This is a genomic window from Virgibacillus natechei (assembly GCF_026013645.1).
Classification (GTDB): domain Bacteria; phylum Bacillota; class Bacilli; order Bacillales; family Amphibacillaceae; genus Virgibacillus_L; species Virgibacillus_L natechei.
Map to the genome: position 1 here is coordinate 1,691,476 of NZ_CP110224.1, position 17,761 is coordinate 1,709,236.

17 protein-coding genes are annotated in these 17,761 nt (G+C 38.0%); 14 read left to right on the plus strand and 3 right to left on the minus strand.

Translation table 11 applies throughout. The features are described from left to right. The 3 genes from rpe to spoVM are packed head-to-tail and all read left to right on the plus strand — an operon-like array spanning position 1 to position 1,438. Positions 1-660 carry a ribulose-phosphate 3-epimerase gene (gene rpe, locus OLD84_RS08810; protein WP_209461383.1) on the plus strand — a complete coding sequence of 220 codons (660 nt, stop codon included), beginning with the start codon at positions 1-3 and terminating at the stop codon, positions 658-660. A gap of 6 nt (positions 661-666) precedes the next feature. Further along, positions 667-1,323: a thiamine diphosphokinase gene (locus tag OLD84_RS08815; RefSeq protein WP_209461382.1), complete on the plus strand. Its 657-nt coding sequence runs from the start codon at positions 667-669 to the stop codon at positions 1,321-1,323. Between the two features lie 31 nt (positions 1,324-1,354). Further along, positions 1,355-1,438: a stage V sporulation protein SpoVM gene (spoVM, locus tag OLD84_RS08820; RefSeq protein ID WP_209461542.1), complete on the plus strand. Its 84-nt coding sequence runs from the start codon at positions 1,355-1,357 to the stop codon at positions 1,436-1,438. 593 nt (positions 1,439-2,031) lie between these two features. Here the strand turns inward: spoVM and rpmB are convergent. Then, the gene (rpmB, locus tag OLD84_RS08825) at positions 2,032-2,220 is read right to left on the minus strand and encodes a 50S ribosomal protein L28 (RefSeq protein ID WP_209461381.1); all 189 of its coding nucleotides are present in this window, start codon (positions 2,218-2,220) and stop codon (positions 2,032-2,034) included. A 237-nt stretch (positions 2,221-2,457) separates the two neighbouring features. On the opposite strand from rpmB, the gene OLD84_RS08830 reads away from it, so the two are divergent. After that, the gene (locus OLD84_RS08830; protein WP_209461380.1) at positions 2,458-2,820 is read left to right on the plus strand and encodes an Asp23/Gls24 family envelope stress response protein; all 363 of its coding nucleotides are present in this window, start codon (positions 2,458-2,460) and stop codon (positions 2,818-2,820) included. A gap of 34 nt (positions 2,821-2,854) precedes the next feature. Beyond that, positions 2,855-4,516 carry a DAK2 domain-containing protein gene (locus OLD84_RS08835; protein WP_209461379.1) on the plus strand — a complete coding sequence of 554 codons (1,662 nt, stop codon included), beginning with the start codon at positions 2,855-2,857 and terminating at the stop codon, positions 4,514-4,516. A gap of 335 nt (positions 4,517-4,851) precedes the next feature. Here OLD84_RS08835 and OLD84_RS08840 read toward each other — a convergent pair whose 3' ends face one another. Beyond that, the gene (locus OLD84_RS08840) at positions 4,852-6,138 is read right to left on the minus strand and encodes an NCS2 family permease (protein WP_245301410.1); all 1,287 of its coding nucleotides are present in this window, start codon (positions 6,136-6,138) and stop codon (positions 4,852-4,854) included. A gap of 142 nt (positions 6,139-6,280) precedes the next feature. Here OLD84_RS08840 and recG point away from each other — a divergent pair, with 142 nt between their 5' ends. The 7 genes from recG to rnc all read left to right on the plus strand — a co-directional run bounded on the left by recG (position 6,281) and on the right by rnc (position 12,707). Then, positions 6,281-8,314, plus strand: coding sequence for an ATP-dependent DNA helicase RecG (recG, locus tag OLD84_RS08845; protein WP_209461540.1), 2,034 nt, complete (start codon positions 6,281-6,283; stop codon positions 8,312-8,314). Positions 8,315-8,409: 95 nt separating this feature from the next. Further along, positions 8,410-8,973: a transcription factor FapR gene (fapR, locus tag OLD84_RS08850; RefSeq protein WP_209461378.1), complete on the plus strand. Its 564-nt coding sequence runs from the start codon at positions 8,410-8,412 to the stop codon at positions 8,971-8,973. A gap of 16 nt (positions 8,974-8,989) precedes the next feature. After that, complete coding sequence (plsX, locus tag OLD84_RS08855; protein WP_209461377.1) at positions 8,990-9,997, plus strand: phosphate acyltransferase PlsX; 1,008 nt, start codon at positions 8,990-8,992, stop codon at positions 9,995-9,997. Then, positions 9,994-10,932: an ACP S-malonyltransferase gene (gene fabD, locus OLD84_RS08860; RefSeq protein ID WP_209461376.1), complete on the plus strand. Its 939-nt coding sequence runs from the start codon at positions 9,994-9,996 to the stop codon at positions 10,930-10,932. The genes plsX and fabD overlap by 4 nt, the downstream gene beginning before the upstream one ends. Beyond that, positions 10,932-11,672: a 3-oxoacyl-[acyl-carrier-protein] reductase gene (gene fabG, locus OLD84_RS08865; protein ID WP_209461375.1), complete on the plus strand. Its 741-nt coding sequence runs from the start codon at positions 10,932-10,934 to the stop codon at positions 11,670-11,672. The genes fabD and fabG overlap by 1 nt, the downstream gene beginning before the upstream one ends. A gap of 50 nt (positions 11,673-11,722) precedes the next feature. Next, positions 11,723-11,959, plus strand: a complete 237-nt coding sequence (locus OLD84_RS08870) for an acyl carrier protein (protein WP_209461374.1) — start codon at positions 11,723-11,725, stop codon at positions 11,957-11,959. A gap of 64 nt (positions 11,960-12,023) precedes the next feature. After that, entirely contained in the window at positions 12,024-12,707 is a 684-nt protein-coding gene (gene rnc / locus OLD84_RS08875) for a ribonuclease III (RefSeq protein ID WP_209461373.1), read from the plus strand. Positions 12,708-12,754: 47 nt separating this feature from the next. Here the strand turns inward: rnc and OLD84_RS08880 are convergent, their stop codons facing one another. Beyond that, positions 12,755-12,979, minus strand: a complete 225-nt coding sequence (locus tag OLD84_RS08880) for a DUF1128 domain-containing protein (RefSeq protein WP_209461372.1) — start codon at positions 12,977-12,979, stop codon at positions 12,755-12,757. Positions 12,980-13,162: 183 nt separating this feature from the next. Between OLD84_RS08880 and smc the strand changes: the two genes are divergently transcribed. Continuing rightward, entirely contained in the window at positions 13,163-16,729 is a 3,567-nt protein-coding gene (smc, locus tag OLD84_RS08885) for a chromosome segregation protein SMC (RefSeq protein WP_209461371.1), read from the plus strand. Between the two features lie 18 nt (positions 16,730-16,747). Next, positions 16,748-17,740, plus strand: a complete 993-nt coding sequence (gene ftsY / locus OLD84_RS08890) for a signal recognition particle-docking protein FtsY (RefSeq protein ID WP_209461370.1) — start codon at positions 16,748-16,750, stop codon at positions 17,738-17,740. The last annotated feature ends 21 nt before the right edge of the window (positions 17,741-17,761 follow it).

A 17,761-nucleotide genomic window follows, 5' to 3' on the forward strand; every position in this document is an offset into this window, starting at 1 on the left:
ATGGTTAAAGTCGCTCCGTCGATATTATCAGCAAATTTCTCGATGCTGGGTCAAGAAATACAGGAAGTTGAAAAAGGAGGGGCAGATTATATTCATGTGGATGTAATGGATGGCCACTTTGTTCCGAATATCACCATTGGTCCTCTAGTGGTAGATGCGATAAAGCCAAACACATCCCTTCCACTGGATGTTCATTTAATGATAGAAAACCCGGATGACTATATCGCAATGTTTGCAGAAGCGGGAGCATCTATTATCAGTGTGCACCAAGAGGTAACCCCTCATTTACATCGCACCCTTCAATTGATTAAAGAAAACGATGTAAAAGCTGGAGTAGTTATTAATCCAGCAACACCAGTGGAATCCATTCTACCTATATTACCAGATGTGGATTTGATTTTAATAATGACTGTCAATCCAGGATTTGGTGGACAATCGTTTATTGATTCGACTTTGCAAAAAATAGATCAAGTTGCCAAATGGCGAAAAGATATGAATCTCTCCTTTGAAATAGAAGTGGATGGCGGTATAAATGTTCATACAGCCAAACAAGCTGTAGATGCTGGTGCTGATGTTTTAGTAGCAGGAAGTGCAGTCTTTAACCAAGCTAATAGACATAAAGCAATGAGAGAAATCCGAGAAGCGGTAGAGGGAGAATAAAGGAAAATGGTGTCTGTGGCGATTGTTGGAAACGGACCAGTAGACCTTCATCCGGACTTTGATTCGTTTAAAGAAGAAATTGATATCTGGATAGGAGCAGATCGTGGAGCATTAACATTGGTTCTAAATGAGCTTCCAATGGATTATGCAGTAGGTGATTTTGATTCCACTAACCATACAGAGAAAACATCCATTCAGGAAAATGCTACATTTTTTGAGGAATATCCTCCTGAAAAAGATGAAACTGATTTAGAAATAGCGCTTTTAAAGGCTTTGGAACTAAATCCAAATACTATATATATCGTTGGTGTTACCGGTGGGAGACTGGATCATGAATTGGTAAATATTCAGCTTCTCTATAAAATTATAGCAGAAGGAATCCGTGGGATAATTATAGATAAGTCCAATCATTTAGAATTAACATTACCAGGACTGCATACTGTTAAACATAGTAATAATTATCCCACTATCTCATTTATTCCTTTTACACAACATGTAAAAGGGCTAAATTTAGAAGGATTCAAATACCCATTACAGCAACAGGACATCTCATGGGGGTCAACACTTTGTATTTCAAACAAGCTTCTTTTAAATAATGGTACTTTTTCTTATGATGAAGGCATACTATTATTAATAAAGAGTCGTGACACGATTCCAATGTAAGCTTGGCTTGTAATTATAGGAGGGGGCACTCATGAAATTTTATACGATTAAACTCCCAAGATTTATTGGTGGATTTGTAAGGGTATGTATTGGTGCTTTTAAGAAAGATAAATAGGAAAAATTAGCTTTTGCCAAAATATTGGCAAGAGCTTGTTTTTTGAATTCTTTTATATAATAGCTGTTTTTATAGGTTGTTGATTTTGACATAAAATTTATAAAAGACGACGTAACATACCGCTACGGAAATAGACTACGCTTTCTGCTGGTTCCCCGTGAGCCTCTTCGAACTACGTTCTGCGGGGTTCTCACTCTGGCCACTGTTCCTGCGCCGAACAGGACGTTCAAGTGTCGGCGTTGGTCACAATGGTTTTCGGTGGGACGAGTAAGCGCAGTCCCAGCCCCAGCACGAGTCTAGACCTGAGCAGGACTTTCCTAAGGAAGGTCGACTAAAACCGTTCATTGCGAACAACGTCGACATACCCTTTGCCAGGGCAAAGCCGTGTCCTAAGGTGCGCGACTGTACGCAGCGGAAATCAACCTGGTAGTTACGTCGTCTGTTATATCAACCCCGAAGATTTAAAAGCAATAATACTTACGAAACTTACGTAAAGATCCTGTATGATAAACTAAAAAACACCCAGTATATAAGTATACATTGGGTGTTTTTTGGTTATTAACTAATGTTAAGCTGCATTTTATTTCGGTGTATTATACACGCTCTACTTTACCCGATTTAAGGGCACGAGCTGAAACATAAACACGTTTAGGCTTTCCATCTACCATAATACGTACTTTTTGCACATTAGCCTTCCAATTACGCTTGTTGGAATTCATAGCGTGAGAACGGTGGTTTCCAGTGTTGGTTTTGCGTCCAGTAATAACACATTTTCTAGCCATGGTAATCCCTCCTACTCTAAACAAATGTCATTTATTACTTACTCAATTTATCATAAGTGATGATAGAATGCAATAAATACTTACAGAACAGCTATAAAGAAAAACAGCTTGACAGAATAAACCAAATCGTCCATTGTAATAAAGGGTAAAAATTACAGGTGTTAGTATCTGCTTTTAAATTTGATCTGTATGTAGTAGAATAAGCTTATATTGAGCGGTTGGTTAAGGAGGATTAATATGTCTATAGAACTTAATACAAATGATGGTCACGTAACAATCACAAATGAAGTTATTGCTACAATCGCAGGTGGCGCAGCAGTAGAATGTTATGGTATTGTTGGTATGGCTTCAAGAAGTCAAATTAGAGACGGAATAGCAGAAATTCTTAAAAAGGAAAACTTTCTAAGAGGTGTTGTGGTACGTCAGGAAGAGAATCATTTGCATATTGATATGTACATCATTGTAAGCTATGGAACGAAAATTTCTGAAGTAGCGCACAATGTACAATCTCAAGTTAAATATACATTACATCAATCATTGGGATTGTCAATAGACTCAGTAAATATATATATTCAAGGGGTTCGTGTAACAATGGACTAAGCCCTGCATATTCGTTTGTAGAGGAGGAAGAGTAGTGACGGTAGAAAAATTAGATGGTGTTACTTTTGCACAAATGGTACTCTCTGGAGCACACCATTTAACAAACAATGCCAAAAGAATTGATGCATTGAATGTATTTCCAGTACCTGACGGTGATACGGGAACAAATATGAATTTATCGATGACTTCAGGTGCGAACGAAGTTAAGAAACTTAACAGTAATAATATATCCGAAGTGGCTGATGCGTTTGCTAAGGGATTGTTAATGGGAGCTAGAGGTAACTCTGGTGTTATTTTGTCGCAAATTTTTCGAGGTTTCTCCAGAGGTATGGAGAAAAAGAGTACCCTAACAGCAAAAGGTTTAGCAAACGCAATTGACAGCGGAGTAGCATCCGCATATAAAGCTGTAATGAAGCCAGTAGAAGGTACGATATTAACAGTAGCAAAAGATGCAGCAAAAGAGGCTGTTGAAGTGGCACAAAAAGAAAACGATGTAATCGCTTTAATGGAAGATGTGGTTAAAGAAGCGAAAGCATCTTTAAAACGAACACCTGATTTATTACCTGTTTTAAAAGAAGTAGGTGTAGTCGATTCTGGTGGGCAAGGCCTGGTCACTATTTATGAAGGTTTTCTAGCAGCGTTAAAGGGAGAAGCATTACCTGAAAGTAATGCGGATATCGATATGGAAGAGATGGTAAATGCAGAACATCATAAAAGTGCGCATGATTTCATGGATACAGCTGATATTGAATTTGGGTATTGTACAGAATTCATGATTAAATTTGAAGCAGACAAACTTTCTAAAAACCCATTTAATGAGGAAGAATTTCGAAATGAATTGAGTGAGCACGGTGATTCATTGTTAGTCGTTTCTGATGATGATATTATTAAAGTTCATGTACATGCAGAGTATCCGGGGACATGTATGACACTTGGTCAGCGGTATGGAAGTTTAACGAATATGAAAATTGAAAATATGCGTGAACAGCATACAGCTCTAGTCGATGAAGCTAATAACAGGAATGAACCTAAAGAAAAAACAGAGTATGCGATTGTAACAGTTGCAATGGGATCTGGATTAACAGAGTTATTTGAAAGCCTTGGGGCTTCGGTGGTCATTGAGGGTGGACAAACCATGAACCCTAGCACAAAGGACATTACAGATGCAATTAAACAAGCAAATGCGCAAAACGTTTTAATTTTACCTAATAATAAAAATATTATTATGGCAGCGGACCAAGCTGCAGATCTTGCAGAAGAGAATGTGGAAGTTGTACCAACAAGTACCATTCCACAAGGGATAAGTGCACTGCTTGCATTTCATCCTCAAGCCGACATCGCGGCGAATAAAAAAACAATGGATGAAGCCGGAAAGCTGGTCAAAACCGGACAAGTTACATATGCAGTGCGAGATACACAGATTGATGGCCTAACTATTGAAAATGGAAACTTTATGGGGATAGCGGATGGTAAAATTAAAGCCTCCCATCAAGATAAATTAGAAGTAACAAAACTATTACTACAAGAAATGGTATCAGACGATGATGAAATTCTTACTGTTTTGCAAGGTGAGGATTCAGAAGATGAAGAAGTGAAAGCTCTGGTAACTTATATTGAAGATGTGTATGAAAATATAGAGATAGAAGTTCACAAAGGAAATCAGCCAGTATATTCCTATATTTTTTCTGTGGAGTAAACACACGAACAAAAGCGCAAGCGCCCGTTTAGCAACGTACAAACTGGAGCACTCCGCAATGAGATAAAGGAAACACGACGAACGAAGTAAGTCGATGTTGACTTTCACCACAAGGGTATAAGTGCGACTTTACTTCTGCCTGCGCCTGCCGGCTTGGCAATCAGTAAGTCTTCTTTATCGTAGTGGAGGATTGTGAAGTTTGATAGTTGCTGGGCGCTGGAGCTGGACGTGGATATTTTTTGTAACTAAGTTATCCACAGCATTAAATTCTATAGTTCCCTATGCACTAAAAAAGCCGCCTTTTAAAATAAAAGGCGGCTTTTGTTCGTAATACTTTATACTCCTGTAAATTTCATAATAAAATCAAATAGAAACAGAACTGAAATTATAATTAGGGTTACAGGTAATTCTTTTTGTTTACCTTGAGCTAATTTTACGAGCGGATATGCGATAAAACCAAATGCCATTCCTTCAGCAATACTATACGTAAATGGAATCATAACGACAATTAATAAAGCAGGGATTGAATCTGCTAAATTTTCTAAAGGAAGTTGACGTATATTTTGAGCCATAAGCATACCAACAATGATTAAAATAGGGCTGATAGCAGTATCTGGAATCATTGTAATCCATGGAATGATAAGAATCGTTCCAAGGAATAGTACGGCCGCTATTATGGCTGCTTTACCAGTTCTCCCCTTCGATGCAATTACTGCAGTGTTTTCGGCAGCTGAAACGGTAGGCGATGTACCGAAGAAAGCGCAAGTAAGTGTCGAAAATGCTGTCACTTGGTACGCTTTACTATAGCTTTCATTTCGTTTTAGCATATCAAGTTGTCCATTAATTAATCCCATATTTTCAAAGATAAGAATCATGGCTAGTGGAAATACTGCTAGCCAAAACGATAAATCATCAACTGCTGAAAAAGAAGGGATAAAGATCAACTGATCCACATTTAAATCTACAGAGCTTCCTGCCGATGTATCGATAATCCCGAAGAAATAGGCAATGAGAGTTCCGCCGACCATCGTGATCAAAAAATTAGCGGGGATATTTTTAACAAATAAGAATATCGCCAAGAATAATGTTGAAATCCCAACAATCACAGTAGGGGAAGTAAGGTCACCAATTGCAATTACGGAAGTATCGCCACTAACAACGAGTCCGCTCTTTTCCAAGCCAATCAAAATGAGAAAAAAACCTAACCCTACCGTTATTCCGTGTTTGAGGGAATCAGGTACTGCTTCTTTTAAAATTAGCCCCAATTTCGTAAAAGCTGTTAGTAAAAAGATTAGTGCAGCTATTAATACAACCGCTAAACCTTCCTGAAAAGTAAGAGCTGTTCCTCCCACGATCGAATATGCGAATAAGGCATTTATGCCCATTCCGGGAATAAGTATTAAGGGTAATTTAGCAAATAATCCCATTAATAATGTACCCAAAAAGCTCGCCAAGATGGTGGCAATCATACCACTTTCTAAAGATATTCCAGCCTCACTAAGTATAGATCCATTGATGATTACAATATATACTGTAGTAAGGTAGCCGGTTATTCCTGCGACCATTTCGGTGCGGAACTTTCCATCCTGTTGTAAATCTGACTTATGCTTGCTATAAGGCATATAAACACCTCATAATTATGCTGTCCCTCTCCCGCCCGATTATAAGTGCTATAACCCACAAATGATTATTATAGACGTTTTTGTTATAATTTACAATTAAGACTAAATATACGAAATATGGAAGTAGAGAGTGATAAAAATCATGCTGAGTGATTCCATTACACAAGTCAAAGGTGTAGGTGAAAAGTTTGCTGAGGATTTAGCAACATTAAATGTACACACGATTGAGGACTTATTAGCTTATTTCCCCTATCGGTACGATGTATTTGAAATAAAACCTCTCGGTGAATTAATACATGAAGATAAAGTTACCATTGAGGGGAAAGTGGTTTATGATCCTTCCTTAACATTTTACGGCAAAAATAAGTCGAGACTTTCATTTACCGTAGAAGTGGAGAACGTGGCGATAAAGGCTGTTATGTTCAACCGGGCCTTTGCCAAAAAACAGATCAAATCTGGTGATACAATTACACTAACAGGGAAATGGGATGCTCATCGTCTGCAAATAACAGTTAGTATTTATAAGTTGGGCTCTGCTGACAATCAGGCTACAATACAACCAATGTATTCTGTTAAAGGGGACATATCAACGGCTAAGTTGAAAAAAATGATACAAAATGCCATAAAAAATTATGCGCATGAAATTATAGAGCTTTTACCTACAAGTTATTTGGAAGCATATAAGCTTCCAGGTCGACAAGAAGCGATAAAGACAATGCACTTTCCGGCAAATAGGGTTTCTCTTAAACACGCTCGTCGTCGTTTTACATATGAAGAATTTTTATTGTTTCAACTTAAAATGCAACTTTTACGTAAAATGAAACGTGAAGCCACACAGGGAAATACACAACATTACAATCCAGATAAAATAAAGGATTTCATGAACTTACTTCCATTCGACTTAACAAATGCTCAACAAAAATCATTGAACCAGATACTGTCTGACATGAATTCACCGTATAGAATGAACAGGCTTCTGCAGGGTGATGTAGGTTCAGGGAAAACGGCTGTGGCAGCTATCTGTTTATATGCAACGATTACTGCTGGAAAGCAAGGAGCGTTAATGGTTCCTACCGAAATTTTGGCAGAACAGCATTATCAATCATTAACTGACTTATTTGGCGAAAAGGCAAATATTGTATTATTAACAGGCTCTGTAAAGGGGAAGAAAAGAAAAGAATTGGATGCTTCCATTGAAAATCATGATGTAAATATAGTGGTTGGAACGCACGCATTAATCCAGGATGATGTTTTATTTGATGATCTGGGGTTTGTTATCGTAGATGAACAGCATCGATTTGGTGTTAAGCAAAGGCGTAGATTACGGGATAAGGGGCTTAATCCGGATGTTTTGTTTATGACTGCAACCCCAATTCCGCGCACACTCGCTATAACGGCATTTGGAGATATGGATGTTTCGGTTATTGATGAGATGCCTAAAGGGCGGAAAGAAATTGAGACTTACTGGACAAAAGAGAATACATTTGAAAGAGTGCTTCGTTTTATTAAAAAACAAATATCATTTGGTGAACAGGCATATGTGATCTGCCCTCTTATCGAGGAGTCAGATAAACTGGATATCCAAGATGCGGTTGATCTTTATAATCAATTACAGGAGTTTTACGCCGACGAAATAGAAATAGGGCTGATGCATGGAAGGCTTCCTACAGAAGAAAAAGAGAACGTTATGAAACAATTTGCGGCCAATGACATTCAGGTGCTGGTTTCAACAACAGTGGTAGAGGTTGGTGTAGATGTTCCCAATGCGACGATTATGGTCATTTACGATGCCGAGCGATTCGGTTTATCACAACTTCACCAGTTAAGAGGAAGAGTTGGCAGAGGGGATAAACAAAGCTATTGTATTCTAATTGCTGATCCCAAGGGGGAGGTAGGCAAGGAAAGGATGCGCATAATGACTGAAACGGCTAATGGGTTCGAACTTTCAGAGCAGGATTTAAAATTGAGAGGACCAGGAGATTTCTTTGGAAAAAAACAAAGCGGGATTCCTGAATTTAAAGTTGCCGATATGATTCATGATTACCGGGCATTAGAGACGGCACGCAACGATGCACAAGAAATTATTGAAAAAAATATGCTTGAGGAAAAAGAGGAGTTTTATCAGTTGCAACAGTACTTCGAAAACAATTCCTTTTTTACAGACAAATTAGATTAAAACACCTGCTTGCATAATTAATTGCAGTATTATATATTACTATTAGTACCAAGTCATAAAGTAAAAAATGTAAATTATGTTGGATGGTGCGATACATGAAAAGGTCGAAAGCTGAACGACAACGTTTATTGAACGATACAATGGAAGAGACACCTTTTATAAACGATGAACAACTTGCCACAATGTTTTCGGTTAGTATTCAAACGATACGTCTTGATCGCATGGAACTCTCGATTCCAGAACTTCGCGAACGTATAAAGTCTGTTGCGAATAACCATTGGGATGAGACGGTCAGAGCTTTACCAATGGAAGAGGTGATCGGGGAAGTTATCGACTTGGAATTGGATAAGCGAGCGATTTCCATTTTAAATATTAGATCCGAACATGTGTTTTCCCGAAATAAAATAGCTCGTGGACATCATTTATTTGCTCAAGCCAATTCACTTGCTGTTGCAGTTATAAATGATGAACTGGCACTCACTGCTAAATCAGAACTTAAATTTACCAGACAAGTAAAAGAAGGCGAAAGGGTTGTTGCAAAGGCAACCGTTGAAGGAAAAACGGATAAGGGGCTCAGAATTGTGCAAGTGAATAGTTTTGTAGGACAAGAGATCGTACTTACTGGAAACTTTCACATGTATCAATCAAATGAAGAGTGAAAAGGGGGCTTGCTACATGCGATTAGCAATGGACGCTATGGGTGGTGATCATGCACCAAAGGAAATCGTATTAGGTGCTATGGACGCTATTTCACAAATAGAAGGTTTACACATAACTTTAATCGGTGATGAAGCTAAAATAAAAACCCATTTAACAACGAATAGGAATATTGATATTATACATACAGATGAAATGATAACGAGTGAAGACGAGCCGGTGCGCGCAGTAAGGCGTAAGAAGAATGCATCAATCGTCTTGACGGCAAAAGAAGTAAAAGAAGGGAGAGCAGATGCTTGTATATCAGCAGGCAATACGGGGGCGTTAATGAGTGCAGGATTGTTTGTGGTTGGCAGAATTCCAGGTATTGATCGACCTGCATTAAGTCCAACATTGCCTACCATTGATGGGAAGGGCTTCCTACTCCTTGATGTTGGTGCAAACACAGATGCTAAGCCAGATCATCTCCTTCAATACGCGGTTATGGGATCTATTTATACAGAGAAAGTGCGATCGATTGAAAATCCTAAAGTAGGACTTTTGAATGTTGGAACAGAAGAGGGTAAAGGTAATGACCTTACAAAAAAAACCTATGCATTATTACAAGATGCACCCGTTAACTTTATTGGAAATGTTGAAGCAAGGGATATATTAAATGGGGTGGCAGATGTTGTCGTTACAGATGGGTTTAGTGGTAATATTGCTTTAAAAACGATTGAAGGAACAGCTATGACTATGTTTTCGATGTTGAAGGAAACATTTATGTCGTCTACGAAAACAAAAATTGCAGCTGGTATGGTCAAGAATGACTTAAAAGGGTTGCAATCGAAGCTGGATTATTCGGAATACGGTGGAGCAGGTCTATTTGGCTTAGCCGCACCTGTCATAAAAGCGCATGGGTCATCAAATAAAAGGGCAGTATTTAGTGCTATTAAACAAGCTTGTCATATGGTTGACCACCATGTTACAGATACAATAAAAGAAACGATTGAGAAAAATGAGCTGGAGAAGGAGGGAACCGAATGAAACGAGTAGCCGTTATGTTCCCTGGACAGGGTTCTCAAGCTGTTGGTATGGGCAAAGAGTTTTATGATCATTATTCGGAGGTGCAAGCCCTATATCAAGAAGCAAATAAAGCATTGGATAAAGACATAACTCGTATCATGTTTGAAGGGCCTAAGGAAACATTAACAGAAACAGAAAACGCACAACCAGCATTGTTATTATCAAGTATCGCTGTACACACATTACTTTTGAAAGAGAAAATCCAGCCTGTTATGGCGATTGGCCATAGCTTGGGAGAATACAGTGCACTAGTAGCAGCCGGATCTGTACCTCTAGACGAAGCTTTACCGCTTGTTGCTACGCGTGGCAAGTTAATGGAGGAAGCATTCCCTAAAGGCCAAGGGACAATGGCTGCAGTGCTTGGTATGTCCGCTGAAGAGATAGAAAAATCGTTACAGAAAGTGGAAAGTGAAGTAGTTGATATTGCTAATTTGAACTCCCCTGGGCAAATTGTTATTTCCGGATCGAAAGCAGGTATTGAGCAAGCGTCAACAATTTTGAAAGATAATGGAGCGAAACGTGTCCTACCATTAAATGTTAGTGGCCCTTTTCATTCTAGGCTAATGAAGTCTGCTAATAATGATTTTGCTTCTTATTTAAATAGTGTTGACATTAAAACTGCAAGCATCCCTGTATATGCGAATGTATCTGCAACACCGGTTACGGAAAGCGATGAGATAAAGGATCTGTTGATCAAGCAATTGTACTCCCCAGTTCGATTTGAAGAATCGATTCGTTACATGATCGACAGAGGAGTTGATGCTTTTGTGGAAGTGGGTAACGGAAAAGTGCTGAGTGGATTGGTAAAAAAAATAGATCGTAGTATCCCAACATTTGCAGTACAAGATATAGACTCCATGAATGATTTTATTTCATGGTACAGGGAGGGGTTATAATGCTAAAAGGAAAGAATGCCTTAGTTACTGGCGCATCACGTGGGATTGGAAGAGCAATTGCTATTGAATTAGCCAATCAAGGGGCAAACGTTGCCGTGAACTATTCTGGAAGTGAAGCAAAGGCCCAAGCGGTGGTGGAAGAGCTTGAACAATTAGGTGTAAATGCTTTTAAGGTGCAAGCAGATGTAGCAAATGAGTCAAATGTCAAAGAAATGGTTAAGGAAATAGTAAGCAAGTTTGGAAGTCTGGATATTTTAGTGAATAACGCTGGCATAACAAGAGATAATTTATTAATGCGAATGAAAGAGGAGGAATTTGACGACGTTATAAATACGAACCTTAAAGGGGCATTTGTTTGTACAAAGGCAGTAACAAGACAAATGATGAAACAAAAAGCTGGCAGAATTATCAACGTAGCATCAATCGTTGGTGTTAGCGGTAATCCTGGACAAGCAAATTATGTAGCTGCTAAAGCAGGCGTCATCGGATTGACTAAGACTACTGCAAAAGAATTAGCGACGCGTAATATACTTGTTAATGCAGTGGCTCCAGGATTTATATCAACAGATATGACCGATGAATTAACGGAAGAGCAAAAAGCGAGCATGCTGGCAATGATTCCCTTAGAGAAACTAGGAACATCACAGGACGTAGCGAACGTTGTACGATTTCTAGCTTCAGGAGACGCAAATTACATTACAGGTCAAACCATTCATATAGATGGTGGCATGGTGATGTAATTGTAGAAATATAACATATAGCCTATACTAACTGAAGGGAGGTGAAGCAAGTGGCAGACGTATTTGATCGAGTAAAAGCTATTATCGTTGATAACCTTGATGTAGAAGAGTCAAAAGTAACAATGGAAGCCTCATTTAAAGATAATCTTGAAGCAGATTCTTTAGACGTTGTGGAGCTCGTAATGGAGCTTGAAGATGAATTTGATATGGAGATTGCTGATGAGGAAGCTGAAAAAATAAATACTGTTGGTGATGCTGTAAACTACATAAACAGTTTACAATCCTAACCTTGAATAGAAAGTCTCGCAATGCGAGGCTTTCGATATATCCTCAGATAAGGAGACACCCAGCATGAATGTTACACAATTAGAAAAGAAACTGAACATTACATTCCGTAATCATGCTTTGTTAAAGCAAGCTTTTACACATTCATCTTATGTGAATGAGCATCGGAAAGAAACGTTTTCGGATAATGAACGATTGGAATTTTTAGGAGATGCTGTATTAGAACTAGGCGTTTCTCAGTATTTATATCGTGAAAATCAAACGATGCCTGAAGGAGAAATGACGAAATTACGTGCATCGATTGTCTGTGAACCATCCCTGGTAAACTTTGCTCGTGACCTTCAATTTGGTGATCATATTCTTCTGGGAAAAGGAGAAGAGCAAACGGGTGGGCGTGACCGCCCAGCCTTGTTAGCAGATGTATTTGAGGCATTTCTTGGAGCATTATATTTAGATCATGGATTTAATACTGCTCTAAAATTTTTAGAAGAACATGTTTTTCCGAAAATATCGACAGGTGCTTTTTCGCATGCGATGGATTATAAGAGCCAATTGCAGGAATTAGTTCAGCAATATAAAAATAAAAACATTGAATATCATATTGTGGAAGAAAAAGGACCATCTCATGATAAAGAATTTGTAACCCATGTGATCATTAAAGATGATGTTGCCGGGGTAGGGGTAGGTCGAACTAAAAAAGAAGCAGAACAACGGGCGGCGAAAACTGCTTTGGACAAGTTCAATGAATAAAAAGAGCCAAAGGGCTGTAATTCAAGTGAATCACAGCCTTTTTCCCTTTACTCTTTTCTTACGGAACGTAATTCCTCAATAAAAGCTTGTGTTTCAGCTGCACTTAGCTGCCCTTTTTGCATGATCATATCATACATAAGCTTTAGCTCATCATATTTATCTAGATCATAATCTTCCGGATCCATAAGCGCTCGATTAGCTACACCTACTTGATCAGCTATTTCGTCGAGTAAAATCTTTAAGTTTTCCTGAGTTGGATTCTCTAAAGTCATGTTCTATCACCCCGTTAATTATTATAATTGTAGACAAACCAGATGTATGTATCGATCCACCTCTTCTTTTGTTCCTTCCTTTATGATAAAATAAATGCGTTAAAAAGCCAAATTATTTTTGAGATTAAATTAAAAAGAGGACAGTATTCAGCGTAAGTTCTTTTTAAATATAGGAGAATGTATATGTATCTAAAACGGCTGGAAAGTGTGGGCTTTAAATCATTTGCTGAAAGAATAAATGTTGAATTTGTTCCAGGTGTAACAGCAGTTGTGGGCCCTAACGGCAGTGGTAAGAGTAATATAACCGATGCAATCCGTTGGGTACTCGGAGAACAGTCAGCAAGGTCTCTACGTGGCTCCGTAATGGAAGACATTATATTCCAGGGTAGTGATACAAGAAAACCGTTAAATGTAGCTGAAGTGACGCTAGTTCTTGATAACCAGGACGATGCATTACCGCTTGATTATAAAGAGATAAGTGTAACAAGACGTGTATATCGTTCAGGAGATAGCGAGTTTTATATAAATAAACAAGCATGTAGATTAAAGGATATAGTAGATTTATTTATGGACTCTGGGCTTGGTCGGGAATCCTTTTCAATCATTAGCCAAGGGAAAGTGGAAGAAATTTTAAGCTCAAAAGCAGAAGAAAGACGTGCAATCTTTGAAGAAGCTGCTGGGGTTTTAAAATATAAACAACGGAAAAAGAAAGCAGAATATAAACTTGCAGAAACACAAGAAAATTTAAATAGAGTGGAAGATATTATCTATGAAATAGAGCAGCAAATTGATCCACTGGAACAGCAAGCAAAAACAGCCAAAAAATATATAGCACTTAAGGAACAACTGAAGCAAAATGAAATAACACTTCTTGTTACAGAAATAGAAGGGCTTCACAAAGAATGGGAAGTACTTTTGAATGAATTAGAAAAAGAGAAGAAGGACGAAATTAAGCTTAAGACGTTTATTCAGCAAAAGGAAGCAGGTTTGGAAAAAGAACGTCAAGAAGTACATAATCTAGACGAATCAATTGAGAAATTACAAACGAGCTTGTTAGCTACAACAGAAGAACTTGAACGATTTGAAGGTAAAAAACAGCTGCTTCATGAACGGACAAAACATTTTGCAGAAAACAAGCAAAAGCTTGAAACACAACGAAATGACACAATTGCTCAAATCGAAGCATTAAAAGATGAGCGTTCAAATGAGAAGCAGAAATTAACTGAATTACAGGCCATTAAACAGAAAACAAAACAGAATGTAGAGCAATTAGAAGAAAAACTTCTGATAGATAAAGAAAATATTGCTGAAAAGATTGAAGATAGGAAATCGGAATATATTGAATACCTAAACAGCCAAGCAGCAAAGCGAAACGAAAAACAATCAATTCAACAACAATTACAGCAATTATCAGGTAAGAAAGGGAAACAAGAGGAGAAATTCCGTGATGTATTAGATTTGAGAAAAGAATTAAACGAAAATCTAGACAAAACGCAAGCTGATTTCATGTCAGAAGAAGAACATTATAGAAAAAAAAACATGTTAATAAAACAGTTAAAAGAGGATTTGGAATATGAACGAAATCAATTCCAAGAATTACAAACGAAGCTATATCAAGGTTATCAGCATATTGAAAAGTTAAGATCCAGAAAAGAAATGCTTGAAGAAATGAAAGAGGATTTTCAAGGGTTTTTTCATGGTGTTAAAGCAGTGCTTAAAGCTCGGGAGGAAAACACGTTAACGCGAATACATGGCGCCGTCATAGAATTAGTTGATGTTCCTCAAGATTATATTACTGCAATTGAAACAGCGTTGGGTGGTCAAGCCCAGCATATTGTGGTCAATGACGATGAAGCAGGACGAAGGGCGATAACGTGGTTAAAGAAAACAAATAATGGGCGTGCGACATTTTTACCTTTAGGGTCGATTAAGGAAAGATTTATAACGAAAGATGTTTTAAAACAAATTGAAAATCATGATGGCTTTGTTGGTATTGCTGCAAATCTTGTGAAAACAGATGCGACTTATCAAACAGCTGTTACACATTTATTGGGTCATATCGTCATTGCAAATACATTAAAGGATGCAAATGAAATTGCAAAACTGGCCATGAGACGATATCGGATAGTTACACTCGATGGGGATGTTGTCAACCCGGGTGGAGCAATGTCCGGTGGGGCAAAAAAGAAAACAAATCAATCACTATTTACAAGGGAAAAAGATTTAGAAGACATATCGGAGAAATTAAATGAATTTGTGAGCCGGACTACAACTTTTGAGCAGAAAGTAGATAAACAAAAACAAAAAATCATCGACATAGAAAAAAACTTGGAAGCGGAAGAACGCTCTATTGTTTCCACACAGCATGCATTGGATGAAAAGCGCTCAGCATATAAGGAAGTGGAAATGAAGATTGCTTCATTTAATGATAATCTTGCGTTATATGATCAGGAAACGAAGCAGTTTGGTCAAGATATTCAAGAATTAGAGTCCCGTGATGAGCTGTTGAATCAAGCGTTAGACGAAATAAAAAATAAATTAGTAACGGTACAAGAAGAGATCAATATACTGACTAATCAAGAAGCTGCGTTTAAAGAAACGAAGGAGCAACTGCAAAGTGACTTACATGATAATCGAGTTACGCTGGCTGAGCAGGAAGAGCGGGAAAAAAATCAACGCGAAAAAACAAATGCAGTACAAAAGCAGTTAGTAGAGCAAGAGGAGAAATATGAAGCATACAGCTCTGACCTGCATGCGCTAATTCAAACGAACGAAATGGAAGAAACAGAAGCAGAGATCGATCAAACAATTCATGCTAAAAAAAATGAAAAAGCAGAGTTGACAAATTCGATTCAAGCTAAACGTTCAAACCGGTTAGAGCGCACAAAGTTAATCCAGGATCAAGAAAGAGAATTAAAAGAAGAAAGCAAGAAACACCAGGATTTTTTACAAGCTATTCAACAAAAGGAAGTAAAGGCAAATAGGTTTGATGTTGAATTGGAAAATCATTTGTCGCATTTACAAAATGAATATACGATTACCTTCGAAAAAGCAAAACAAACGTATAATAAATCAGATGATATGGGAGAAACAAAAAACATCGTTGAGCAATTGAAATATAGAATAGAGCAATTAGGAACAGTAAATACTGGATCAATTGATGAATATGAGCGCATTTCAGAGCGCTATACATTCTTAGATGAACAGCGAAATGACCTAGTCGAAGCCAAACAAACGCTGTATGCTGTTATCGGAGAAATGGATGAAGAAATGAAAAAAAGATTTGAGGAGATTTTCACGCAAGTTAAGGGAGAATTTCAAGTTGTATTCCAGGAATTATTCGGGGGTGGACATGCCGATTTGAAGTTGACCGATCCAAATAACTTACTAGACACAGGTGTGGACATCGTGGCGCAGCCACCTGGGAAAAAACTTCAGCATTTAGGTTTATTATCAGGAGGGGAACGAGCATTAACGGCAATTGCATTGCTTTTTTCTATATTGCGTGTTCGTCCTGTTCCATTCTGTGTTCTGGACGAAGTTGAATCAGCACTTGATGAAGCGAATGTTACTCGATTTGCGAAATATGTGAAAATGCATAGTAAAAACACACAATTCATTGTGATTACTCATCGAAAAGGTACAATGGAAGAGACGGATGTTCTATATGGTGTAACCATGCAGGAATCGGGTGTGTCGCGGTTGGTATCTGTACGATTGGAAGAAACGAAAGAGTTAATCCAATCCTAAGAAGGGAGAAAATTAAAAATGAGCTTCATGCAAAAATTAAAAAATAAATTTAAACAAGACGAGGAGACAGAAGAAGTTTCCACGAAATACAAGGAAGGTATGAAAAAAACACGACATTCATTTTCTGGTAAAATCAATGATCTAATTGCACGATATCGTAAAGTTGATGAGGACTTCTTTGAGGAACTTGAAGAAGTGCTGATATCCGCAGATGTTGGGGTTATGACCGTTATGGATCTAATTGATGAATTAAAAATGGAAGTTAAACGGCAAAATATTAAAGATACCAAAGAGGTTAAAGATGTTATTTCACAAAAGTTGGTAGATATATATTATGCGGACGATGATGAACAACTAGAGGCGTTAAATATTCAAGCAAATGAGTTGTCCGTTATATTAGTTGTAGGTGTTAATGGTGCAGGGAAAACCACTTCCATCGGAAAATTAGCACATCAATTGAAGCAACAGGGAAAGAATGTTGTACTAGCAGCTGGTGATACATTTCGCGCTGGGGCAATTGAACAATTGGAAATATGGGGCGAACGTGCTGATGTTGATGTTATTAAACAAAGTCCCGGAAGCGACCCTGCGGCAGTCATATATGATGGAATAAAGGCTGCTAAAGCACGTGATGCTGATGTTTTGATTTGTGATACGGCAGGTAGGCTTCAGAATAAAGTGAATTTAATGAATGAACTTTCGAAAGTGAAACGAGTAATTGAAAGAGAAGTACCTGGTGCTCCGCACGAAGTCTTGCTCGTATTAGACGCGACAACAGGACAAAATGCATTAAGCCAAGCAAAAACTTTTTCTGAAGCGACGAATGTTTCTGGGATTGTTTTGACAAAATTAGATGGAACTGCCAAAGGTGGAATTGTTTTGGCCATACGTAATGAATTAAAAGTCCCTGTTAAATTTGTAGGACTTGGTGAACAAGTTGATGATTTACAGAATTTTAATGCCCATGCCTTTGTTTATGGACTATTTGCTGACATTCTGGAAGAAGAATAACAGCGGAAATTCCCTTGACAC